This window comes from Barnesiella sp. An55, from assembly GCF_002161555.1.
Taxonomy (GTDB): Bacteria; Bacteroidota; Bacteroidia; order Bacteroidales; family Barnesiellaceae; genus Barnesiella; species Barnesiella merdipullorum.
In genome coordinates, this window is sequence record NZ_NFHZ01000004.1 from 152,764 (window position 1) to 175,093 (window position 22,330).

Below are 22,330 nucleotides of genomic sequence, written 5' to 3' on the forward strand. Positions count from 1 at the left end.
AACTACCCGAAATGCAATTGAACCTGAAGAATCCCCTCGTTTTCTTCGACTTGGAAACGACGGGTACCAATATTACCTCCGACCGCATCATCGAATTGGCCTACGTCAAGGTATTCCCCAACGGCGAGGTGGAAGAGAAGGACATCTTTGTCAATCCCGGTATGCCCATTCCTCCGGCATCGACGGCCGTGCACCACATAACCGACGAGATGGTGGCCGACAAGCCCCTCTTCAAGGACGTGGCCCGCAACATTGCCAAGGTGTTTGAGGGGGCCGACATCGCCGGCTTCAATTCCAACCGTTTCGATGTGCCGTTCCTCATCGAGGAGTTGCTGCGTGCAGGAGTCAATCTCGATATCTCGAAACGCAAGTTTGTCGATGTGCAGACCATCTACCACATCATGGAACCCCGCACTCTCAAGGCAGCCTATAAGTTCTATTGCGGCGCTCCACTGGTCGATGCCCACTCGGCGCTGGCCGACACTCGGGCTACCTACGAGGTATTCAAGGCCCAGCTCGACCGCTATACCGAGGCTGCGAAAGACGAGTATGAGGGGAAATACCTCACCAACGACATCGACTCGTGGGTGTCGTTCTCGACCCAAAACCGCAACGTCGATTTTGCCGGACGCATCATCCTCAACGAGCACGATGTGCCGGTGTTCAACTTTGGCAAGTACAAAGGCCGTTCGGTCGAGGAGGTGTTCCAGCTCGAGCCCAGCTATTACAGTTGGATGATGCAGGGCGATTTCCCCCTGAATACCAAGAATGTCATAACCGAGATATACACCCGCGCACGCCGTCGATTCTGACAGTCTGTGTGCCAAGAAAGGCGTTGAAACCATGTTGAAAGGCAAACATATCATACTGGGCATTACGGGTAGCATCGCTGCCTACAAAGCCGCCTACCTGTTGCGGTTGCTCATCAAGCAGGGTGCCGAAGTACAGGTGGTGATGACCCCGGCCGGCAAAGAGTTTATTACCCCCGTTACCCTCTCGTCGTTGAGCGGAAAACCGGTGGTAAGCGAGTTCTTCACGGCCAATACCGGCGAGTGGCACAGCCACGTCGATTTGGGCCTGTGGGCCGATGCCATGCTTGTTGCTCCCGCTACCGCCTCGACCATCGGCAAGATGGCCCACGGTATCGCCGACAACATGCTCGTGACCACCTACCTGTCGTGCAAGGCGCCGGTATTTGTGGCTCCGGCTATGGATCTCGATATGTATGCCCATCCTTCGACCCAGCACAATCTCGATTTGTTGCGTTCCTATGGCAACCACATCATCGAGCCGGCGAGTGGCGAACTGGCCAGTCACCTCACTGGTAAAGGACGCATGGAAGAGCCCGAGAATATCGTGGCCGTGCTCGACCGCTTCTTTGATCATCCCCAGCCGTTGGCCGGGAAAACGGTGCTCGTTACGGCCGGGCCCACCTACGAGAAGATAGACCCCGTGCGCTTCATCGGCAACTACTCGTCGGGTAAGATGGGGTTTGCCCTGGCCGAGGCCTGTGCCTGTGCCGGAGCCCGGGTGATACTGGTTGCCGGTCCCGTAGCCCTGCAGACCTCCAATGCGGCAATAAGCCGCATCGATGTCGAGTCGGCCAACGAGATGTATCGGGCCGCTGTCGAGGCTTATGACCGGGCCGATATCGCCATTATGTGCGCGGCCGTAGCCGACTATGCTCCCGAGACCGTGAGCGATGTGAAACTTAAGCGTAGCGGCGAGGAGCGTGTGTTGCGCCTCAAGCCCAACCCCGATATTGCCGCCGAGCTGGGTCGCCGCAAGCGTGCCGGTCAGTGTCTGGTAGGTTTTGCCCTCGAAACCAACGACGAGGAGAGCAATGCCCGCCTGAAGATGGAGAAGAAAAACCTTGACTTCATTGTGCTCAACTCGTTGCGCGATGCCGGTGCCGGTTTCCGTTGCGACACCAACAAGGTGACCGTGATCGGGCGCGAGGGCGAGACGGTCGAGATACCCTGTAAACCCAAGACCGAGGTAGCTGCCGATATCGTCGATATCGTGGCTCGGCACCTGGCTGGCAATGCCTGAAGAGCCGGGGCGTGGATGAAATCCCGGTCGCATGAAAATTTTCAATAAAGAGATGATATGAAACGAAATGTCTTGTATGTGCTGTTCCTCCTTTTTCCCCTCCTGTCGGTTGCGCAGGAGCTTAACTGCCGTGTCGAGGTGAACAGCGATCAGATACAGGGCACCAACAAAGAGGTGTTTACCACCCTCAAAGAGGCCATTACCGAGTATATCAACGACCGCAAGTGGTCCACGGCGCAAATCTCGCCCATCGAGCGGATAGACTGCTCGATGCTCTTTACCGTGAAGGAGTATGCCGATAACCGCTTTGTGTGTGACCTGCAAGTACAGTCGCGCCGGCCGGTCTATAACAGCTCCTACACTACGACACTTATCAACTTCAAAGATACCCAGGTCGAGTTCAACTACCAGGAGTTCGAGCCGCTCGTCTTTTCCGAGACCAGCATCGAGAGCAATCTCACGGCCGTAATCAATTTCTACGTCTATATGATTCTCGGCATCGACTTCGACAGTTTCTCGCCCATGGGCGGGACCCCTTTCTACGAACTGGCCCGCCAGGTAGTCAATCTGGGGCAGTCGTCGATGGAGGCCGGCTGGAAAGCCTTTGAGGATAACCGCAACCGCCATGCGTTGCTCTCGGCATTCGTCGAGCAAAGCACCTCGGGCTTCCGTCAGTTGTGGTACGACTACCATCGCGGTGGTCTCGACGAGATGGCCTTGAGTGTCGATAAGGGGCGGGCCAAAATTACCGAGGCCCTGCAACAGCTGCAAAAGGTCTATGAAGCCGCCCCCATGTCGGTAGTCATCACGCTGTTCCGAGACTCCAAACTCGACGAGCTGGTGAATGTCTATTCCAAGGCTCCCTCCTCCGAGAAAGAGACGGTCTATGACATATTGACCAGCATGTATCCTACCGATCGATCCATCATCGAAAAGATTCGTCAGACCGAATAAAGAAAACGTTATGATCAAGCAATTGAGTGTCTCCAACTATACGCTCATCGACGAGCTCCACATCGACTTCTCGGCCGGTTTTTCGGTCATCACGGGCGAGACGGGAGCCGGAAAGTCCATCATCCTGGGGGCTTTGTCGCTGATTCTCGGCCAGCGGGCCGACCTGAAGTCGTTGAGACGTGCCGACGAGAAGTCCGTTATCGAAGGAGTATTCGACATCTCGTCGTATCATCTGCGCGACTTTTTTGAGGAGAACGAACTCGACTACGACGAGGGCGAGTGCATCTTGCGGCGCGAGATTCTCCCCTCGGGCAAATCGCGGGCTTTCATCAACGACACCCCGGTTTCGGTCGCTCAGTTGAAAACCTTGGGCGAACAGCTCATCGACATACACTCCCAACACCAGAACCTCCTGTTGGCCGACTCGCGATTCCAGTTGCGGGTGGTCGATACCATGGCCGGCGACGCTGCCTTGCTTGCCGAGTACCGGGAGCACTACCACCGGTGGCGCGAGCGCCTGCAGGCCTATGCCCGGCTTCAGGACGAGAACCGGTCGGGGCGCGAAGAGGAGGATTACCTGCGCTATCAGCTGGCCCAACTCGATGAGGCCCAGTTGAAAGAGGGTGAGCAGGAGGAGCTCGAAGGCGAATTGCAAACCCTGCAACACGCCGAGGAGATTAAAACCGAACTGGGCACGATTCAAGCCTATCTGCACGGCGAAGAGACCGGCGTCGTATCGTTGTTGAACATGACTCTGACGCGGGTGAAATCGCTCGCGCGCCTCTATCCCGAGGTCGATGAGTGGATAGGGCGTCTCGAGTCGGACTATATCGATTTGAAAGACATTGCCACGACCGTCGATCGCTCGCAAGAGAATCTCAATATCGACCCCGAGCGGCTTGCCTGGGTCGAGAATCGCCTCGACACCTACTATTCGTTGCAGCAGAAACACCGGGTAGCAAATGCCTCGGAGTTGCTGGCTCTGCGCAACTCGTTTGCCGAGCGGCTGGCCCGCATTGAGAACTACGACGAAGAGTTGGCCGCCCTCAAGCACGAGGTCGAGGTCGAGGAACAGCAGGTGCGCGACAGCGCCGCCCGGCTCACACAGGTGCGCAGGCAGTCGGCTGCCGATATTTCGCACACCCTCACCGAGCGGGTAAAGCCATTGGGCATGCCCCATTTGCAATTCGAGATTGAGGTCTCGCCCCGCCCGCAGTTCGACGAGACAGGGGGCGATGCCATCCGGTTCCTCTTCTCGGCCAACAAGAACCAACCCCTGCAACCGGTGTCGGAGGTCGCCTCGGGCGGTGAAATATCGCGGTTGATGCTTTCGCTCAAGGCCCTGTTAGCCCATGCCATGGCCCTGCCCACCATCGTGTTCGACGAGGTGGATACCGGTGTGTCGGGCGAGATTGCCGACAAGATGGCCCGCATCATGCGCGAGATGTCCCGGTGCATGCAGGTAATCAGTATAACCCATTTGCCCCAGGTGGCTGCCTGGGGACAGACCCACTATCGCGTGTATAAAAGCGATACCGATACGGCTACGGCCACCCATTTGGTGCGCCTCACCGACAGCGAGCGGGTCGAGGAGATAGCCCGCATGCTGAGCGGGTCGTCGCTCACTGCGGCTGCCCTCGAGAATGCCCGTGAATTATTGAAACGAAACGAATTGAACGATGGAAAAGAATGAGATGATTTTTGGTATTCGGGCCGTAATCGAGGCCATCGAAGCCGGGAAAGAGATCGATAAGATATTGATACGCAAAGAGCTGCAAGGCGATCTGGCCAAGGAGCTTTTCGACCTGATAAAAGGTCGGGGATACCTGGTGCAGCGGGTACCGGTCGAACGGCTCAACCGCATCACCCGCAAGAATCACCAGGGGGTGGTTGCCTTCATTTCGTCGGTTGCCTACCAGCGGCTGGGCGATATTGTCCCCACGCTCTTCGAAGAGGGCAAGGTGCCATTCATCGTGCTGCTCGACGGCATAACCGATGTGCGCAACTTCGGAGCCATAGCCCGCACCTGCGAGTGCACGGGTGTCGATGCCATTGTGGTGCCCGAGCGGGGCAGTGTGAGTGTCAATGCCGATGCCGTGAAGACCTCGGCCGGAGCTCTGTTGCACATTCCCGTTTGTCGCGAGCGGTCGATACACAGTGCCATCCGTTACCTCAAAGATAGCGGCATACGGGTGGTAGCCGCCTCGGAGAAGGCTGCTCTCAATTACACCCGGGCCGACTATACCCTGCCGGTAGCCTTGGTGATGGGAGCCGAGGATACGGGTGTCGATGCCGGCAATCTGCGCCTGTGCGACGAGATTGTAGCCATTCCCCAGGTAGGGAATATCGGGTCGCTCAACGTGTCGGTTGCCGCCGGTGTAATGATGTATGAGGTGGTGCGTCAACGGATGGCCGAAGCAAATGCCTGACGGGTTGCCGTTGTGTTGTAATGCCAATCGGTACTTGCCGACAGGCATTTTTGAAAATGCAGAGATAAAAATAAGTAATTCAATAAATAGATGCAAATGGTTCGGGAAGAGATAAAAAGTTTGTTTTTGAACGACTATCATGTGAGTGAGGAGGATTTCGAATTGCTCTTGTCGAAATCTCGCCGTATCGAACTTGAGAAAGGCGAAATTATTATTGCGGCCGATAAGTTGTCCGACGAAGTTTTTCTGGTCGAGAGCGGCCTCACCCGAGGCTATTTTGGGGATACCAAGGGAAACGAAGTCACCGAGTGCTTCGGGGTAAGTGGCGATATGTTTACCGCAATGTTCTGTTATTTCAAGGGCGAACCTGCATTCCTGCAATACGAGGCGGTAACTCCCATGGTACTCTATGCCATTCGCAAGGACGAGTTGGAGCGCTTGTGCATGCAGAGTCTCTCCATCGCCAATTTCTTCCGCATTGTCTGTATCGAGCAGCTCTATTGCCTGGAGCGCAAGTGCAAGATTTTCGGGAAAGACGATGCCCTCAACCGCTACATCAGCCTCATAAAAGTGCGTCCGCAAATTGTCAAGGAGGTACCGTTGAAACACATAGCCTCCTATCTGGGCATCACCCAGCAGTCGCTGAGCCGTCTGCGCGCCTCGATCAGAAATCTCTAAAGGGGGGGGGAGGAGAAAGAGTGTTCCATTATTGACCCAATTGTACCTCCCGTGAGGGAGGAGATACCATTTTGCAGAATAAATTTTTTCTTTCAAATAGGCGTGATAAATATCTTTTTTATCATAGGTTAACTGTTTTTCCGGTTATTTTCTTTTTATTTGTAAGAAAGTATTAGTTTTTGTAAAAAATCATAGGGTTGAACTAAATTGATTGGATTATGAGGAAATTTTATCTACTGGTACTTTTCTCTGTGTTTGCGTCAATTCCGTTTGTGGCCAATGCAAATTCGGGGAAAAGGCTCGATCATGTAATCGTGTATGCAGGCGACGAAGTGAGTTCAAAGACTATTTATATCTATAACAGCGATGGTTCTTTGAAGCAGACCGAAACGCTGATGCCCGACAACAATGGAGAATTGGCCAATAACTCTCAAGAAGTGTATGGCTATGATTCCGAGGGGCGCATCACCGATTACGAGAGCTATGTGTGGCATGCCTCGTCGATGACCTGGCGGGGTAATACGAAAGATGGAGCCAAGACTCATACCACTTACGATACCGAAGGCCGTGTAGCCGAGGTCGATTACTACAAGTGGGACTCCTCTATCGAAAAGTGGGGCGAGCACGTCTATATGCATGGGGTCTATACCTATAAAGACAACACCGCTACCGAGGATCGTGAAAAGTGGCTGAACAACCAGTTTTCTGTGGCCGACCGTCGCTGCTATGTGTATGACGACCAGGGGCGCACAATCAACCTGGTGCGGTACAACTACAAGTTTAGTTTCGAGGCAGGCGATTACATCTACGAAGCTACCGACAGCATCTGCTACAGCTACGACGACCACAACAACATCACCGAGCAAAGTTCGTTCATGAATCTGGGCGACGGTACATGGATGTTGGGCGAGAAAATGAAATATGAATATACCTATGACGAGTATGACAATATTGCTACTCAAACCAGCTATCGTTGGGAAGACTGGACCAGCAGCTGGATGTCGGGTTCGACCTTGACCTACGAGAATCACTACCTGGCCGATACCGACACCTACGACCTGCCCTACACCTGCGATTACTCGCAAGAGGGAGCCCTCGAGGGTACCAGCACGGTCGATGGCAATGCCGACGGAAATACGTGGAGCCTCGAAAACGGTGCCTTGGTTTGTACCTCGACAGTAGCCTCCGAAGCTCCCGATATCCTTTATACGCCGGCTTTGAACATGTCGTCGGCTACCGAGGTCAAGGTGGCTTTCAATGCCCGATTGGCCAACGATTGCGACTCGGCCCAAATACAGATGATCCTGTGCAGCAACGACGAAGATCTTACTCCGCAGGGCGCTATCGGCAACATTCGCACCATCAGGCCTGGCGAGGGTTCCGAGATTGTAGGCTATGTTGTTGCACCGCAAGACGGGGCCTTCCGCATAGGTATCTGCTTCAACAATAATCTGCAAGGGGCCAAGGTCGCCATCGATACCCTGTCGGTTTACAACTATCGCCCCTCCAATACACCTATGGAGCCCTACGGAGTGAGTGCCATTGCTGCCAACGACCAGTCGTTGCAGGTACAACTCGACTTCTATGCTCCGGTCTATACGATTGCCGGCGAACCTCTGGGTAGTGTCGATAAGATGGAGGTTTACCGCAACGGATCGGAAGAGCCGGTCTATACGACCGGCGCCGTAGGCTCTTCGCTGGTAACTCGTTGGATCGACACCAATGCCGTGAAGGGTGAGAATACCTACAAGATATATGCCTATGCCAATGGGCAGAAGAGCGACCCGGCTACTATTTTGGTTGTGGCCGGTTATGCTCGTCCCGCCGAGGTGAAGAACCTCTCGATTGTCGAGCAGGCCGACTGCTCGTGCATCATCTCCTGGGACAAACCCGAGGGTATCGATGGCGGCGAGATGTATGACTGTCCCATCTATTATACGGTAATTCGCAACAACGAAACAATTGTGGCCGATGCCGTTACCGAGACATCGGTAGTCGATAATACCATCTCGTGTGAGTATGGCCAGACTCCTGTGTTCTATGTGATTCTGTCGAGCAACCTCTCGGGCGAGGGGCACCGCACCTACTCAGACCTCTATTTCGTAGGTGTTCCCTACAACGCTCCCATGGTCGAGTCGTTTGTCGGTGGAAACATGAGCTACCTCTGGTTGACCGATAAGATCGAAGGTCTCGACAGCGGTTGGGGTATAGGCAATCAGGCCTATTCGCCCGACGCGCAACCGCAGGATGGCGACGGGGGGCTCGCTTCGTTCATGGCCACAAATGTGAGCGAGGGAACCAAGACTCGCCTCACCAGCGCCAAGATCAATATCAGCAACCTCACCGAACCGGCTTTGGGATTCTACGTGTACCAGACTACGGGCGAGAAGAGCGGCGATAACCTGGTTGTAGAACTGTCGAGAAACAACGGGACCTTTGAGGCCGTGACCGAGCCCATTTACATCTCGGGCAACGAGACCGAGGGTTGGGTGAAGAAAATCATCCCGCTCGACGCCTACAAGGGCGAGACGGCATTGCGCCTGTCGTTTGTGGGCGAGGCTGTCGATGGAACAACCAATATCAACCTCGATCACATCATGATTCAAGAGCGCTCGGTAGTAGGTGTGGCCGAGCACACGGCCGACAAGCACCTGGTATATGCCACGGCCGACGGTCAGATTGTAGTCAAGACTCAGGCCGGCGATGAGTGCCCGATCGATATCTATAACCTGAGTGGGCAGAAGGTCTATGCCACCCAAGGTGGCGAGGTGGTTGTCGATATCGAGCCCGGAATCTATGTTGTCGATGTGGACGGTGCCCGCTACAAGGTAGCCGTGCGATAATTGTCGAGTCAATTCCTCCAGAACGGGTAGGGCGTCGATAGGCAACTATCCGTTGGAAATAGAAGAAAAAAAGACGGGAGGCCCGGTCGTTGCAGACCGAGACCTCCCGTCTTCCTCTCTATAAACCTAAAACAATATTGCAAGATTACATTTTGTGCTTGTGGTGTTTCACCGCTTTAAGGCGGTGTTTTTCGGGTTTGGCCGGAGCCTTCATCTGGTCGTCGAGGAGTACGACAGTCGTGTCGCTCTCGACCCACAGGTTCACCGTTTGGTTCGAACCGCTGTCGGGTACCAGTTTATAGACTTTGGCCGCCTTGTTCTGAGGCGTGCCTCGCTGGAACATCTTTTTACCCTTGCTGCTCATCTGTTTGCCGGTTTGGCCATCGGCCGTCACATAGGTCTGGGTCATTTGATATACCCCGTTTACCGTGTCGATTTGCTGGGTGATGATTACCAGATAGTCGATGCTGTCGGTATTGCCCGACTCCGAAGGCACTACACCCTCATAGGCAAAGACCTCCATCATGCCGGTCGAGTCGGCACCTACGATTTCGACGGCTTCGCCCTCGTCGATCATTTGATTCTGTTTATTGTTCGATTGGCAGGCGATGAGGGCCGCCGCAGCGAGAACTGTAAAAACAATTTTTTTCATATCGTTGTATAATTGGTTTTCTCCTATAACATGTGTCGGGAGAAAAAGTTTATCGCGAGGAATAAAATTGTTGCAGAATCTGTTGTATCGAATCGACGTGCCAGCGGGCAATCGTGTCGCGACCCTCGGTCGAGAGCAGTATCTGGCAGTCGCTCTCGTTGTCCATGAACAGGTTTTCGGTGAGCAGGGCGGGGCAGATGCTCTCGCGCAGGATGGCAAAGTTGGCCTCTTTGCAGCCCCTGAAGCGCAGGTGGGGGAAGGCGAAGGGCCACCGCTGGCCGAATATGCGGGCATACTCGAGGCTGCGTGCGGCTCCCGGATAGGTGAATACTTCGCCGCCGCTTCCGCCACCGGCGTTGGCATGAACCGACACGAGCAGACAGTCGCCCTGGCGGGCCAACTGGTTGGCCCGCCGACAACGCTCCGCAAGCGCAATGTCGTTCTCCTCGGGTACCAGGCGGTGGCAGGCAATACCCGCCTCGTCGAGTCGGTGAGCTATGCGTGCCACGATGTCGCGGTTGAACTCCCATTCGAGCAGTTGGCGCCCGTCGGGCCACACGGGCGATTTTTTCCCCGGCGTATTGTTGCCGTGGCCGTTGTCAAGAAGAATAGTAAGCATGGCAGGGTTGTTTTTTACGGTGTAAAAGTAGGGTGGGAGAGCCTTCGGTTTGTGGCATCACGATACAAACTCACCATATTTAGGTAGGGAGCAACGTCGGTTTCACCGAAAAAGGGGATTGCACAGGTGTCGCAAAAGCTGTTTCTTTGTACTGTCGAAAAGCAACGACGATTTATATATGTATCTTTGCCTGAGTAATGAACGAAAAAGAAAATAAAATGTATAAACTGGGAGCCTATAGCCGAGACAACCAAATGAGCGATCTGGTGTGTGACAACTATCCCGTGTTGCTGGTCATGAGTCGCTTTGGCATTGCCCTGGGGTTCGGCGATAAAAGCATAGGGCAGGTGTGCGAGGAGAACGGTGTGCACACCGGGACCTTCCTGGCCGTGGTCAATCTGTTGCTCGATGAGGGTGAGCCCGATGATTACAAGGGCGACATATCGGTAAGTGCCCTGTTGGGGTATCTGCACAACTCGCACGACTATTTCCTCAACTTCAGACTGCCGGCTATCCGGCGCAACCTGCTGGGAGCCATCGATTGTGGCGAGAAGGATATAGCCATAGCCATCCTGCGCTTCTTCGACGAGTATGTGGCCGAGGTACAGAAGCACATGCGATACGAAGAGACCACCGTCTTCCCCTATGTTACGGCTCTGTTGAGCGGTGTGCAGCCTGCCGGTTACAGCATTGACATCTTCAGTAAACGGCACGACCAGGTCGAGTCCAAGTTGACCGAGTTGAAAAATATACTCATCAAGTACTATCCGGCCTCGAGCAGCAACGAGTTGAACAGCGTCTTGTTCGATATCTTTACCTGCGAGCAGGATCTGGCCTCGCACAACTATATAGAAGATTACCTGTTTGTCCCGGTCATTCGGGAACTGGAAGATAAAATAGAGAAAACGCGATGAAGCCTGTTGTAAAAGTGATTGTAGCCGAGCCCTCGTTGATTATCCGTAAAGGGCTGCTCTCGGTGTTGAAGAAATTGACCACCATCAATATCGAGACAACCGAGGTGGACGACATGCAACAACTCACCGCCTCGCTGGCCTGGCGTCGGCCCGATGTGCTCATTGTCAATCCCGGTCTGGCGGGCGTCGTGTCGGTCGTGCAAGTCAAGAAGGGAGCCGAAGGGGCCGCCCCCAAGTGCATCGCGTTGCAGAATTCGCTGGTCGATGCCTCGGTCTTGAAGATGTACGACGAGGTGATCTCGGTCTATGACTCGGCCGAGCAGATAAGAGAGAAGTTCGACCGGCTGGTACACGCCGCCCCCGAAGAGCCGGTGCGGCAAGAACCGCTCACCGAGCGCGAGAAAGAGATCATTATAGGCGTTGTCAAGGGAATGACCAACAAGCAGATAGCCGAGCAGTTGTGCCTGTCGGCCCATACCGTCATCACCCATCGGCGCAATATCGCCAGCAAACTGCAGATACACAGCCCGGCAGGTCTCACGATCTATGCCATTGTCAACAAGTTTGTCGATATCAACGATATAAAAGATTCTATTTATAACCGTGAGGAGTGATTACTTCGTTATATAAGTTATTTGATGTTGTTTTTGGAAAAATCTGCCTATCGGTTAGGCAGATTTTTTTCTTCTTCTTTGCCTCTGCGTTCGTCTTTCACGGTCTTTGCATCGTGCGAAAATAGGAGTCGGTTCGGCAGAGATAAAATTGAAAACTGCGTTTTCCTTTGCCTCTGCCCTCACCTTTTAGTATCTTTGCACTATGGAAAAGAAAAGGGATATTAAAGCGCTGTTCTTCGATATCGACGGCACGCTTGTCAGCTTCAATACTCACCGTATTCCCCGTTCTACCATCGAGTCGCTCGAGGCGGCCCGGCAAAAGGGAATAAAGATTTTTATTGCTACGGGCCGACCGCTGGTCTATATCAACAACCTCAACGATATTGCTCATCTCATCGATGGCTATGTGACCACCAACGGTGCCTGCATTGTTATCGACGGGCAGGTGATTGCCTGCCATGCCATACCCGATGCCGATGTGCGCACGATGATGCGTTTCTGTGACGAACGTAATTTCCCCTGTATCCTGGTGGGCGAGACCGATGCTCTGCTCTATCGTGGCACGCACGAGGTCGAGGAGTTTTTCCATCGTCTGCTCGATTTGCAGCAGGTGTCGAGTCCTGTATCGCTCGAGGTGTTGTTGCAACAGCGCATCACCCAGATGACTCCCATCATTACGGCCGATGTCGAGGCCGAGATTATGCCGCATCTTCCTTCGTGTGTGTCGAGCCGTTGGTATCCGGCTTTTGCCGACGTGACGGCTCGCGGAGTCGATAAGGGCGAGGGCATAAAGGCGGTGGCCAGCCACTTCGGCTTTCCCGTCGAGGCGACCATGGCTTTTGGCGACGGCGGTAACGATACCCGCATGTTGCAGGTGGCCGGTATCGGGGTGGCCATGGGTAATGCCAACGACCCGGTCAAAGCGGCGGCCGACTATGTGACTACCTCGGTCGATGACGACGGGGTGAAGCACGCCCTCGAATATTGGGGCGTGCTGTAATAGCGTGCACGATATTGTCTGTCGCCCCTCTCATCTGTCGGGAGGGGGAAGGATAGGAGTAGGTGAGGACAAATCAGTTCTCGCCTTTTTTACGTTTGAGAAACTCGGTAGGATTCTCTCCGAAGTACTCTTTGTAGCATTTGGTAAAGTAGGAGGGCGAGCTGAACCCCACCTCGTAGGTAATCTCGGCTACTGTCTTTTCGGTCGAGGCCAGCAGTGTGGCGGCCCGTTTGAGTCGGGCGATGCGCAGCAGTTCGTTGGGCGAATAGCCATAGAGAGCCTTGGTTTTGCGGTAGAGTTGTACACGGCTCAGTCCAATCTGTTCGCCCAGCTCCTCTACGCTGAAGTTGGGGTTCGACAGGTTCTCGTCGATAAGGTGGCGCAGTTTCTCGGCAAAGCCTTTGTCCACCTCGTTGACAGTCACCTTCGATGCCGAGAGCGGTGTAGCGATATTCTCGGTGAAGAAGTTTTGCAAACGGCGGCGGTTGTCGATGAGGTTGTGCAGGCGCACGGTGAGCAGTCGGGCACTGAAGGGTTTCGATATGTACGAGTCGGCCCCGCACTCATAGCCCTTGATTTTCTGCTCGTCCATGGCATAGGCGGTGAGCATCATTACGGGGATGTGCGAGGTTTGCAGTTCCGATTTCAACCGTCGGCAACACTCCATGCCGTCCATCACGGGCATCATCACGTCGCAGATGATGGCATCGGGCACATACTTCATGGCCAGTTGCAGACCCTCCTGTCCGTTGGCCGCTTCGATTATATGGTATTCGTCTTGCAAAACCGATCGCACATAGTCGCGTATGTCCTGGTTGTCGTCGATGATGAGTACACTCTGTTTATCGTTTTGGCTTGTTTCGTGGGGTGAAGCCTGCAACGACTCCTGGTCGGCTGCCAGCACGGCGCCCTCCTTCAGGTTGGTGAGTACGGCACTGCGGGTGGTATCGGGATCGAGAGTTCCCGATTGACGGGCCGGCATCTCGATCGTAAAGCAGGTACCTTGCCCCTCGGTGGTCTCGACGCTTATCTTGCCGTGATGCATCTCGACAAAGGCTTTGACCAGAGCCAACCCGATACCCGATCCGGCATGATGGACGTCTATCTGGTAGAAGCTGTCGAAGATATGCCGCACATGCTCGGCGGGCATACCCACACCGGTATCGGCCACCTGCAGGCGCAGGTAGGGTTCTCCGGCTTGGTCGTATCGGGTGAGGATGACCCGGATGGTCCCGTTTTCGGGGGTAAACTTGAAGGCGTTGGAGAGCAGGTTATAGACAATGCGTTCCAGTTTTTCGGCATCGGCCGTAACGGTAAAATCGGTTTTTTCGTCGGCCTGAATCTCAAAGCGGATATGCTTGCGGTAGGAGAGGGTGCGGAAGGCGTCGGTCCACTCGGCCAGCGAGGTCCGCAAGTCAAACTGGCTCAAACGCAGTTGCAGCTTGCCGTCTTCGAATTTGCGGAAGTCGAGCACCTGGTTGATGAGTCGCAGCAACACGGTCACATTCTTGTGGATGATGTTGAGCAAGAACCGTTCGTGCTTGTCGAGGTTGCGACTTTGGGCGAGCTGATCTACCGGGTCGGCAATGAGTGTGAGCGGCGTGCGAAAGTCGTGCGATACGTTGGTAAAGAAGGCCAGCTTGGCGTGGGTGGCATCTTCGAGTTGGCGCGACAGGGTGATGAGCTGGTCGCGCTGCTCCTCGAGCTGCTGTTTTTGGCTCGACAACTCGGCATTGAGCCGGTTCTTGGTCCAGAAGGCCCGTACCAGGATTACGAGCAGGATGCCTACCAGTACCAGAATCACGATGCAGGCATAGAGAAACATCCGTTGTGCCGAGTAGCGCATCAGAAATGAGTCGAGCTGGCTGTTGAGCCGCTCTATCTTTTCGTCGAGGGTACTTATGTGCGAGGTCTGCATCTGCATGATACGGGCGTTCTGATGGTTGACCAGGGCGGTCGATAACAGCGTTTCGCGCGGGTAGTCGCGCCCCTCGAGAATATCCATGGCCACTTGCATGACTCGGTCGCCTCCCGTGGGGTAGATAAAGGTAGCATCGAGTATGCTGTCGGTCACCATTTCCACACCCTGTCCCTGTCCCGAGAGAGCGTCAACCCCAACGAAAAGCATGTTGTGGGCTCGTCCCTCCTGCACGGCGGCTTCGTGAGCCCCCGAGGCCATGCGGTCGTTGTGTGCAAAGACCAGATCGATGCGGGGGTGTCGGGCAAGGATGGAGTCGAACGCCTTTTCGGCCGACTGCTGGAACCAGCCCGCATCGGCTGTTGCCACGATGTGTATGCCGGGATCATCGGCCAGGGCATCCATGAGCCCCCGATGACGGTCGCGTGCCGGGGTTGAGCCTCGTAGCCCGGTGAGCTCCACGATATTGCCTTTTCCGTGCAATCGACTGGTTATGTAGGTACCTATCTGGTAACCCATGTCATAGTTGTCGGCACCGATGTAGGCGGTGTAGTGGTCCGAGTCGATTCGTCGATCGACCAGCACCACGGGTATTCCCTGGTTGTAGGCTTTCTCTACGATGGGGGTTATGGCCTCGGCCTCGTTGGGCGCCACCACAATGAGGTCGGCCCCCTCGTCGATGAAGTATTCGATGTCGGCAATCTGCCGTTGATTGTCGTCGTGGGCCGATCGAAACTCTACATTTACACCGGGATAGAAGAGCGCCTCGCGAGCAATCTCCTTGTTCATTTGTGTGCGCCACGCGTCGTCGCTGCATTGCGAGACCCCTATGAGAAAATGTTTTTTCTCTTGGTTGCAGGCTGTGAGCAACAGAAAAGTGGAGCAGATGATGAGGAGAATAAGGTTAGGTAGGCGTCTCATAGCTTCTCGTTTTGCTGGATTAAGATAGGCAAAGATAAAAAAATTAATGGGAAGAGGACGCTTGGGAGAGGAAAGTTTTCGGGCGAAGTCTCATCTTTGCGCTTTCGGAGAGATGAAAGTGGGTCGATTGAAGAGAAAATACCCCCGCCGGCCGGTTCGGCTACCGGTCTCTTGCAGGGAGTAACCCCGGAGCTCCCAGGTTAAACGACAAGGGCGACCCTGGCCGGATAAACCGGTCGTGATCGCCCTTGAAAAATGAGGGGAGGAATAGAACTGTCAAGCCAATCGACTGGTCAGACTCTCGGGCAGCACGGGCATGGCCCCTTGTTGCGTGCATACGAAAGCCGAGGTATCGACAGCCAACTGGTGAGCTTCACGCACCGAGCGGCCGCAGATGATGGCGGCGGTAAAGGCGGCGGTAAAGGAGTCGCCGGCCCCTACGGTATCGGCCACCTGTACCTTGGGCGTCTCTACAAACGACACATGACCCGGGGTAAAGACATAGCTGCCGTTTACACCACAAGTGAGGATGAGCATCTTCAGGTTATACTTGGCCAGCAAAATCCAGCATTTGTCCTGCAGGTCGATGCCGGGGTAACCAAACAGCCGGCTCACTGTAACCAGCTCCTCGTCGTTTATCTTCAACACGTTGCAACGACTGAACGATTCGCACAGAATCTCTTTGGTGTAGAAACTCTGGCGCAGGTTGATGTCGAATATCTTGAGCGTGTCGGGGGTATCGGGCATGGTGTCGAGAAATCGGGCGATGGTTTCGCGCGAAACAATGCTGCGCTGGGCCAGTGACCCGAAGCATACGGCCTGAGTCTGGTGTGCCAGCTGGTCGAGTTCCTGGGTATAGGGGATATTGTCCCAGGCCACCCCCTCTTTGATATCGTAGCAAGGAACTCCCTCGTTGTCGAGCGTAACCTGTACCGTACCGGTGGGATAGGGTACCGTTTCGATAATACCGTGCAGCTGTTTCTGCTTGAAGTTGTCGAGAATCTCCGAGCCCAGTTTGTCTTGGCCCACAGCGCTGACCACACGGCTGTTCAGTCCGAATTGTGACACATGGTATGCAAAGTTGGCCGGGGCACCTCCCAGTTTCTTTCCTTCGGGCAGCACGTCCCACAGGGCCTCGCCCATTCCTACGATGATATTGTTGGTCTTATTCATAGTCTTAAGTTTGTCGATGGATTATTTTTTCAGTTTCAGTGTATAGAAAATCAGATAAATGACACCTACCGTCATCACGGCTACGGCGCCCGTTTGCCCTATGGCATCGCTGGCAATGCCCATGAAAAATGGGAATATGGTGCCGCCGAAGAGACCCATGATCATGAGTCCCGAGGCTTCGTTCTTCTTGTCGGGCACGGTCATGAGAGCCTGGGCGAAGATGATGGAGAATACATTGGAGTTACCAAACCCGATGAGGGCGATGCAGATGTAAATGATGGGGAGTAAATCGGTCGCCATCAGTCCAATCATGGCAACCAGCATGCAGGCTACGCTCACGGCCAGGAACTTGCGCCCTGGGAGGTAGCGTAGGATGAAGGAGCCCAGCAGACATCCGGCAGTACGGAAGATGAAGTAGAGACTGGTGGCGAAGCCAGCTTCTTCGAGGCTGAAGCCCACCCGCTCGATCAGCAGTTTGGGGGCCGTAGTGTTGGTACCTACATCGATGCCCACGTGGCACAAGATACCCACGAAGCAGAGCAGGATAAAGGGCTTGTTCAGCAGACGCAGGCACTCCCGAAATCCCGACGCCTTGTCGGGTTTCTCCTCTTCGATGGGGGTCGATGAAAGCCACAGGATGGCAATGATGGCAATTACCATATAGATGGGGAAGAGCACGCGCCATCCCAGCCCGAAGGTAGGCATGGCTTGCGAGGCGCCCCACATGGCGATGTAGGGAGCCAGGAACGAGGCGATGGCCTTGACAAACTGCCCGAAGGTAAGCGAGCTGGCCAACCGGTCGCCCGAGATGATGTTGCTCAGCAGCGGGTTGAGCGAGGTTTGCATCAGGGCATTGCCGATACCCAGCAGCGAGAAGGAGCAGAGCATGAGGAGGTAGCCGTCGCCAAAGAGCGGCAACAGCAGCGACACGGCCGTGACGATGAGACTCAGTATCACGGTGCGCTTGCGACCTATCCGGTTCATCAGTATTCCCGTGGGTACCGAGAAGATGAGGAACCAGAAGAAGACCAGCGACGGGAAGATATTGGCCTGGGTGTCGGTCAGTTTCAGGTCGGCCTTTACATAGTTCGAGGCGATGCCCACCAGATCGACGAAGCCCATTGCAAAGAAGCAGAGCATGACGGGAATGAGTCGCCCGTATTTCAGTTGTTGTTTAGCAGTCATAATATATCGTATAGTAGTTCTTGTCGTTTTGGAGGAGGGGGAGAGATCCGCGCACCTGAGTACTTGAGTGCCACTCGTCTCTCGGTCCCCCTTCTTAATATACACTAATCTATCGCGGTGAGTTCTATCACATGACTTTGCATGGGCAAGAATCCCATCACCTCAAGCCCCACCTTCATCAGGTAGTCGCCCGAGAGTACCTTGCCGTTGGCTGCCAACGCAGAGTCGGTTCCCGGCATGAGGTTTATCTCTTCGATCTTGTAGCGCTTGTGCGGGTCGAGTCCCTGCAACTTGACAGGCAGCAGTTTCTCTTGATAGCGCGGGTAGAGGTCATAGGCAAAGAGCACCGCCTTGCGGCTGTCGTCGCTCACATAATTCACGGCCATGTGGTTGCTCTCGTAGGGCGAAACCAGGCGGTACTGACTGCCGTCGAGGATAGTCGGTTGCAGCCGTTCCCAGTTGGCTACCGCCTCTTGGCAGTAGAGCAACTCGTCGGCACTCAACTCTTTCAAACCCAGGTCGAAACCCAACTTGCACATCGAAGCTACATCGGTGCGGAATTTGACCGATGCCGTTCGGTTCCAGCTTGTTACATGGGCACACATGGCCTTGGCCGGGAAGAATTGTGAGAATCCCCATTGAATATAGAGCCGTTCTACGGGGTCGGTATTGTCGCTGCACCAGAACTCGGTGAAATACTTCAGCGCCTCGTAGTCGCAGCGGGCACCGCCGCCCGAACAGAGCATCATGGCTACCTTGGGGTAGTTGTCGCGAACCCGTTTCATCACCCTATAGATACCCCGCACATGGTCGATGTAGAGTTGTCCCTGGTCGGCCTTGAGGTAGGGCGAGTAGATATTGGTGATGGGGCTGTTGCAATCCCATTTGAAATAGGCGATATCGGGGTTCTCTTTGAGCAGTTTGTCGATTACGCCATAGACATACTCCTGCACGGCAGGGTTGCTCATGTCGAGTACCAGCTGGTTGCGGTAGTAGTAGGTCTCGCGGTTGGGGTAGTGGATGGCCCACTCGGGGTGACGCTCGAAGAGCTCGCTCTTGGGGTTCACCATTTCGGGTTCGATCCACAGGCCAAACTTTACGCCGGCTTCGCGGGCGGCCTTGGTCAAGGCCTGGATACCGCCCGGCAACTTGTCGCGCGTGGGCTCCCAGTCTCCCAGCCCGGCGCGGTCGTCCTTGCGGGGATATTTGTTGCCAAACCAGCCGTCGTCGAGCAGAAACATATCAACTCCCAGGTCTTTCGCCTCGCGCATCAGTTCGGCCAGCGTCTCCTGATCGAAGTCAAAGGCTGTGTTCTCCCAGTTGTTAAGCAGCGTGAGGCGCGGGCTCATGCCGTCTTTCAACTGGTACTTGCGGGCCCACTCCTGCAGGTCGCGGCTGCCCTGTCCCATACCCTCGGTGCTGAGGGTGAAGATAAACTCGGGCGTGGTGAAGGTCTCGTTGCGCTTGAGCTTGTAGGCCGAAGCGTAGGGGTTGATGCCGGGGATGATGCGCAGGTTGCCCACGTTGTCCACCTCGAAGGTGAAACGGAAGTTGCCTGTCCAGGCCAGTGTGCCCATGAGCACCTCGCCCTGTCGCTCCTGAGCCGGTTGGTCGAGCCCCACGATAAAGAAGGGATGGGTGTGCATGGCTGCCCGGCTGCCCAACTTGGTGTCGAGTACCTTTTTGCCGAATTGCAGTGGTTGGGTACTCATCTGCGCCTCTTTGGCCCAATCGCTGCTAAACTCGGTCAAGTAGTAGGCCGGGCGGCAGAAGTAGAGCATTGTCGAGGCGTAGGTCGAGAGCACGATGGGGTTCTTCTCCTGGTGGCGTATGTCGCTCCAGGTCTTGATTACATTCTCCTTGGGGTAGGCCACATAGTGCAGGGTCACCTCTACGGGATACTGGTCGTCGCGCAGCACGATATCGGTCTGCACGCCCCCTTCGACCGGGTGGGTCGAGGAGGATACGTAGTAGAGCCACGTCGAGGGGTTGCCGTCGTTGTGGGTGATGGCCAGGGCCGGTTCGAAGAAATCTTCGTTGCCCGAACCACTGTAAACCTCCCAGCCCCGCCGGCTTACACTGCCGTCCGAAGCAGCGTGCACGCTCCATCCCAATTCCTTGAGGTCGGCCTCGTTGAGCAGCTTTTCGCCGAAATAGCTCTGGTAGAGGCGGCCGTTCTCGGCAACTTGCAGCACGAGGTCGGTGCGGTCGGTCGAGATGCGAATCTGTTTCATCTCACTGGCATTCAGTGTCGTTATGGCAAGCAGGGAAACTGCTGTCAAAACAAGGTTGTGTTTCATGGAATACAAGTGATAGGAATTACAGATTCAATTGGTACACGTTCAGATTCTTGATTTGAGCTTCGCCGTTGACCGAATAGAAACGCAGGGCGCTATAAGGAGCGGTGGGGAATACCAGGTTGGTCATGGCAATGCGGCCACCGTCAACAAATATCTCAATCGAACATTTGTCCACAAACACATCGAGGTGATAGCTCTTGCCGTTGCAGAGCGAGAGGGGTGCCCAAGTGCCCAGCGCAAAGTCGTTGATATAGTTTACCGACATGGTCTTGCGATGGTCGTCGGTCTCCTTTTGGTGTACGGTCATTTCGCCATAACGGCTCAGGTCGGTGATACCGCTTTGTGTACGGTCCATGACCAGACGGCCGGCTTTCATGTCGAGATAGATGTTGACCTTTTCGCCTTTTGCGTTGTAGAGCTCAAAACCTACGGTATCGGCCTTACCCGGCGTGATGTCCATTTCCAGTTCGCAAGCACCTTCGGGACCGGTCTTAATCGGGTCGATGGTATATTCGTTTTTCAAGTCGATGGCGTTGACCGTCGAAGTACCTTTGCGCAGAGCCTGAGTCTCTTTCACCGCATTGGCAGCCATATAGATTTCGCCGTCTTTAGTGTAGAGCGAGAGCTCACGAGGCAGGGCGTTGGCACTGCGGTATTGGCGGGTAGGGGTAGCGTTGGCATACTGCCAGTTGCTCATCCAGGGTACGGCAATGGTGCGGTCGCCCGTGTTGGAGAAACAAACCGTAGCATAGTGGTCTTTACCGAAGTCGAGCCATTTGGTCACGCTCTTGTCGTTGTCGCATTTGAACTCTTTGCCGTCAAACTCGCCCACGAAATACTCGGTGGCGCTACCGCCGAAGGGGCAACCCGGGTTGATGTTGACAATCATGACCCACTTCATGTGGTTCTTGTCGCCATCGACAGGCAGTTGAATAAAGTCGGGACATTCGAACTGGTTGGGCTGAACGCCATATCCTTCGCCAAACTGGCTCAGGTATTCCCAGTGCTTCAGGTCGGTCGAGTTGTAGAAACGCATGTCCTTGTCGGCCGATACGATCATGTACCATTTCTTGGCCGGTTCATACCAGAATACTTTCGGGTCGCGGAAGTCTTTCAAACCGTCGAACGGGGTGAGAATGGGGTTACCCTCATACTTGGTGTAGGTGCGTCCGTTGTCGGTGCTGTAGGCCATGCACTGAATCTGGCCGTGCTCGTCGCTGGCCGAGGTATAGAAGGCAATCAAGGCATCCTTGCCATAGCCGGCACTGTTGAAGTGATCGACAACCGAGCTGCCCGAGAAGATGTGGCCCAGGGTGTCGCGGGCGATAGCCGGAGCCAAGTGCTCCCAGTGGATGAGGTCTTTGCTCACCGAGTGACCCCAGTGCATGTTGCCCCATTTAGACCCGTAGGGGTTGTATTGGTAATAGAGGTGATACTCACCGTCTTTGTAAACCAGACCGTTGGCATCGTTCATCCAGCCATAGAGCGGGGTGTGGTGATAGACGGGACGGTAGTAGTCGGTATTGGTCGTGTCGAAGGTGTCGGCCAGGCGCAGGCTGTCCCAACATATGGCATTGTCAGCTACTTTGCCTATGGTTACGGTAGCCTCTTTGGCTCCTTCGGGCAGGGCAAGGGGCACATAATAATCGACACTATCCACGGCCAGGCGGATATCCATGGTCACATCGGCCGGGCTGCCGGTATCGAGTTTCACTTTACCTTCGGGGCGAGACTCCTGGATGGGGAGAATCAAGTATTTCGAGGGGTTCGTAATGTGAACGATAGTGAGGCTGTCGCCCTGATGTTCGAGGCTGATGTTGCCTTTCTGCGACTGGCAGGCTGCGAGAGCCATTACTGCAGCTGCAGTAGCCAGTACATTTGCTGAATGTCTGAAATTTATTTTCATGGTTCTTGTAATTAATTGAATTTCCTAATAACCTTACTTTGTAAATAACCTAAAACAAATCTTTTTTACCTGTTCCTATTTATCGAGCCTGAGCAGGCAAGGCTTGTGATGGTCCGGGTCGGATTGTGCGGGTTAAGTGTCGGTTTCAACTTGTCCCGCCTCTCTTTTGTAT

Annotated in this window: 17 protein-coding genes; 10 read left to right on the top strand and 7 right to left on the bottom strand. The window is 54.6% G+C overall.

Features of this window, described 5'->3' with window-relative positions; all coding sequences use genetic code 11:
• Positions 1-11: 11 nt before the first annotated feature.
• The 7 genes from B5G10_RS03915 to B5G10_RS03945 all read left to right on the top strand — a co-directional run bounded on the left by B5G10_RS03915 (position 12) and on the right by B5G10_RS03945 (position 8,956).
• Positions 12-812 carry a 3'-5' exonuclease gene (locus B5G10_RS03915; protein WP_087423439.1) on the top strand — a complete coding sequence of 267 codons (801 nt, stop codon included), beginning with the start codon at positions 12-14 and terminating at the stop codon, positions 810-812.
• Positions 813-843: 31 nt separating this feature from the next.
• On the top strand, positions 844-2,052 hold the full coding sequence (gene coaBC / locus B5G10_RS03920) for a bifunctional phosphopantothenoylcysteine decarboxylase/phosphopantothenate--cysteine ligase CoaBC (RefSeq protein WP_087423440.1): 1,209 nt from the start codon (positions 844-846) through the stop codon (positions 2,050-2,052).
• A 57-nt stretch (positions 2,053-2,109) separates the two neighbouring features.
• Positions 2,110-3,006, top strand: coding sequence for a DUF4835 family protein (locus tag B5G10_RS03925; protein ID WP_087423441.1), 897 nt, complete (start codon positions 2,110-2,112; stop codon positions 3,004-3,006).
• Between the two features lie 10 nt (positions 3,007-3,016).
• Complete coding sequence (gene recN, locus B5G10_RS03930) at positions 3,017-4,699, top strand: DNA repair protein RecN (RefSeq protein WP_087423442.1); 1,683 nt, start codon at positions 3,017-3,019, stop codon at positions 4,697-4,699.
• Positions 4,686-5,435 (top strand): 23S rRNA (guanosine(2251)-2'-O)-methyltransferase RlmB, encoded by a 750-nt coding sequence (rlmB, locus tag B5G10_RS03935; protein WP_087423443.1) that lies wholly within the window; start codon positions 4,686-4,688, stop codon positions 5,433-5,435. The genes recN and rlmB overlap by 14 nt, the downstream gene beginning before the upstream one ends.
• A 126-nt stretch (positions 5,436-5,561) precedes the next feature.
• Positions 5,562-6,113: a Crp/Fnr family transcriptional regulator gene (locus B5G10_RS03940; protein ID WP_158098769.1), complete on the top strand. Its 552-nt coding sequence runs from the start codon at positions 5,562-5,564 to the stop codon at positions 6,111-6,113.
• 218 nt (positions 6,114-6,331) lie between these two features.
• The gene (locus B5G10_RS03945; RefSeq protein WP_143241047.1) at positions 6,332-8,956 is read left to right on the top strand and encodes a hypothetical protein; all 2,625 of its coding nucleotides are present in this window, start codon (positions 6,332-6,334) and stop codon (positions 8,954-8,956) included.
• A gap of 145 nt (positions 8,957-9,101) precedes the next feature.
• On the opposite strand, the gene B5G10_RS03950 is transcribed toward B5G10_RS03945, so the two are convergent.
• Positions 9,102-9,608, bottom strand: coding sequence for a copper resistance protein NlpE N-terminal domain-containing protein (locus tag B5G10_RS03950; RefSeq protein WP_087423446.1), 507 nt, complete (start codon positions 9,606-9,608; stop codon positions 9,102-9,104).
• A gap of 49 nt (positions 9,609-9,657) precedes the next feature.
• Positions 9,658-10,227, bottom strand: coding sequence for an N-acetylmuramoyl-L-alanine amidase (locus B5G10_RS03955; RefSeq protein WP_087423447.1), 570 nt, complete (start codon positions 10,225-10,227; stop codon positions 9,658-9,660).
• Positions 10,228-10,445: 218 nt separating this feature from the next.
• Here B5G10_RS03955 and B5G10_RS03960 point away from each other — a divergent pair, with 218 nt between their 5' ends.
• From B5G10_RS03960 to B5G10_RS03970, 3 genes are all read left to right on the top strand, one after another.
• Entirely contained in the window at positions 10,446-11,141 is a 696-nt protein-coding gene (locus B5G10_RS03960) for a hemerythrin domain-containing protein (RefSeq protein WP_087423448.1), read from the top strand.
• Complete coding sequence (locus tag B5G10_RS03965; protein ID WP_087423449.1) at positions 11,138-11,755, top strand: LuxR C-terminal-related transcriptional regulator; 618 nt, start codon at positions 11,138-11,140, stop codon at positions 11,753-11,755. The genes B5G10_RS03960 and B5G10_RS03965 overlap by 4 nt, the downstream gene beginning before the upstream one ends.
• A 202-nt stretch (positions 11,756-11,957) precedes the next feature.
• Entirely contained in the window at positions 11,958-12,755 is a 798-nt protein-coding gene (locus B5G10_RS03970; protein WP_087423450.1) for a Cof-type HAD-IIB family hydrolase, read from the top strand.
• 73 nt (positions 12,756-12,828) lie between these two features.
• Here B5G10_RS03970 and B5G10_RS03975 read toward each other — a convergent pair whose 3' ends face one another.
• The 5 genes from B5G10_RS03975 to B5G10_RS03995 all read right to left on the bottom strand — a co-directional run bounded on the left by B5G10_RS03975 (position 12,829) and on the right by B5G10_RS03995 (position 22,158).
• On the bottom strand, positions 12,829-15,594 hold the full coding sequence (locus B5G10_RS03975; protein ID WP_087423451.1) for a substrate-binding domain-containing protein: 2,766 nt from the start codon (positions 15,592-15,594) through the stop codon (positions 12,829-12,831).
• 276 nt (positions 15,595-15,870) lie between these two features.
• Entirely contained in the window at positions 15,871-16,767 is an 897-nt protein-coding gene (locus B5G10_RS03980) for a carbohydrate kinase (RefSeq protein WP_087423452.1), read from the bottom strand.
• A 21-nt stretch (positions 16,768-16,788) separates the two neighbouring features.
• Complete coding sequence (locus B5G10_RS03985; protein WP_087423453.1) at positions 16,789-17,952, bottom strand: MFS transporter; 1,164 nt, start codon at positions 17,950-17,952, stop codon at positions 16,789-16,791.
• Positions 17,953-18,056: 104 nt separating this feature from the next.
• Entirely contained in the window at positions 18,057-20,252 is a 2,196-nt protein-coding gene (locus B5G10_RS03990) for an alpha-galactosidase (protein ID WP_087423454.1), read from the bottom strand.
• Positions 20,253-20,271: 19 nt separating this feature from the next.
• On the bottom strand, positions 20,272-22,158 hold the full coding sequence (locus B5G10_RS03995; RefSeq protein WP_087423455.1) for a DUF4980 domain-containing protein: 1,887 nt from the start codon (positions 22,156-22,158) through the stop codon (positions 20,272-20,274).
• Between the last annotated feature and the right edge of the window lie 172 nt (positions 22,159-22,330).

Excerpts from the sequence above, each read along its gene's own strand:
- B5G10_RS03915 (WP_087423439.1), top strand. The coding sequence starts at position 12 with ATGCAATTGAACCTGAAGAATCCCCTCGTTTTCTTCGACTTGGAAACG.
- coaBC (WP_087423440.1), top strand. The coding sequence starts at position 844 with ATGTTGAAAGGCAAACATATCATACTGGGCATTACGGGTAGCATCGCT.
- B5G10_RS03925 (WP_087423441.1), top strand. The coding sequence starts at position 2,110 with ATGAAACGAAATGTCTTGTATGTGCTGTTCCTCCTTTTTCCCCTCCTG.
- recN (WP_087423442.1), top strand. The coding sequence starts at position 3,017 with ATGATCAAGCAATTGAGTGTCTCCAACTATACGCTCATCGACGAGCTC.
- rlmB (WP_087423443.1), top strand. The coding sequence starts at position 4,686 with ATGGAAAAGAATGAGATGATTTTTGGTATTCGGGCCGTAATCGAGGCC.
- B5G10_RS03945 (WP_143241047.1), top strand. The coding sequence starts at position 6,332 with ATGAGGAAATTTTATCTACTGGTACTTTTCTCTGTGTTTGCGTCAATT.
- B5G10_RS03950 (WP_087423446.1), bottom strand. The coding sequence starts at position 9,608 with ATGAAAAAAATTGTTTTTACAGTTCTCGCTGCGGCGGCCCTCATCGCC.
- B5G10_RS03955 (WP_087423447.1), bottom strand. The coding sequence starts at position 10,227 with ATGCTTACTATTCTTCTTGACAACGGCCACGGCAACAATACGCCGGGG.
- B5G10_RS03960 (WP_087423448.1), top strand. The coding sequence starts at position 10,446 with ATGTATAAACTGGGAGCCTATAGCCGAGACAACCAAATGAGCGATCTG.
- B5G10_RS03965 (WP_087423449.1), top strand. The coding sequence starts at position 11,138 with ATGAAGCCTGTTGTAAAAGTGATTGTAGCCGAGCCCTCGTTGATTATC.
- B5G10_RS03970 (WP_087423450.1), top strand. The coding sequence starts at position 11,958 with ATGGAAAAGAAAAGGGATATTAAAGCGCTGTTCTTCGATATCGACGGC.
- B5G10_RS03975 (WP_087423451.1), bottom strand. The coding sequence starts at position 15,594 with ATGAGACGCCTACCTAACCTTATTCTCCTCATCATCTGCTCCACTTTT.
- B5G10_RS03980 (WP_087423452.1), bottom strand. The coding sequence starts at position 16,767 with ATGAATAAGACCAACAATATCATCGTAGGAATGGGCGAGGCCCTGTGG.
- B5G10_RS03985 (WP_087423453.1), bottom strand. The coding sequence starts at position 17,952 with ATGACTGCTAAACAACAACTGAAATACGGGCGACTCATTCCCGTCATG.
- B5G10_RS03990 (WP_087423454.1), bottom strand. The coding sequence starts at position 20,252 with ATGAAACACAACCTTGTTTTGACAGCAGTTTCCCTGCTTGCCATAACG.
- B5G10_RS03995 (WP_087423455.1), bottom strand. The coding sequence starts at position 22,158 with ATGAAAATAAATTTCAGACATTCAGCAAATGTACTGGCTACTGCAGCT.